Consider the following 815-nt stretch of genomic DNA (forward strand, 5'->3'; position numbering starts at 1 on the left):
TTACGAAAAGAGCCTTATTGGATATTCAGATGGTAATTATAAAGGATCGTGACGATTATTCCGGTGATGACAATACCAGGGAGCAGATTGGCTACCTTAATTTTCACCATTCCAGTTAAATTTAAGCCAATCGCAAAAATCATGATCCCGCCCGTTGCTGTCATTTCGACAATAAACTGATCCATTAAGGCTTGTGGAACAAACCGGTCAATCTGGGTCGCAAATAGGGCAATGCCCCCTTCATAAAGGACAACCGGAATCGCCGAAAAGATAACTCCAATCCCTAAGGTTGTCGTTAAAATTAACGCGGTAAATCCATCTATTAACGATTTAGTATACAACACATCATGGTCACCGCGGATACCGCTATCAAGAGCACCAATAATCGCCATCGCTCCAATCACAAAGATTAAGGTAGCCGTGACAAATCCTTCTGCGATACTGCCTTTCCCGTTCGTAGAGCCGACTTTCTTCTCCAACCATAATCCTAGATCGTTTAATTTATCCTCTAATTTTAGCGCCTCACCAGCGACAGCCCCAACGACCAGGCTTATAATTACAATCAGGAAATTTTCACTCTTCAAGCCCATTTGTAAGCCTAACACCATGACGGACAGGCCAATGGCATACATAACGGTGACTTTCATTCCTTCCGGGATCCGGTTTAACCATTTTCCAAGAAGCGTACCGACCACAATTAACAGCCCATTTACAAGTGTTCCTAATAAAAACATCTTACATCCACCTTTTTTTCCGACCTTCGAAATATATACCTTTTAAACTATCATATTAAGGATAAAAAGCGCAAGCGCCCG

The 815-nt window shown here is 42.2% G+C and carries 1 protein-coding gene; it reads right to left on the minus strand.

All coding sequences use genetic code 11. The features are described 5' to 3' along the window. Nucleotides 1-14: 14 nt before the first annotated feature. On the minus strand, nucleotides 15-734 hold the full coding sequence (locus tag V7137_RS02010) for a DUF554 domain-containing protein (RefSeq protein ID WP_335696521.1): 720 nt from the start codon (nucleotides 732-734) through the stop codon (nucleotides 15-17). Nucleotides 735-815 lie beyond the last annotated feature (81 nt).

It is taken from the genome of Neobacillus drentensis (assembly GCF_036962765.1).
Lineage (GTDB): Bacteria > Bacillota > Bacilli > Bacillales > Cytobacillaceae > Neobacillus > Neobacillus drentensis_C.

Excerpts from the sequence above, each read along its gene's own strand:
- V7137_RS02010 (WP_335696521.1), bottom strand. The coding sequence starts at position 734 with ATGTTTTTATTAGGAACACTTGTAAATGGGCTGTTAATTGTGGTCGGT.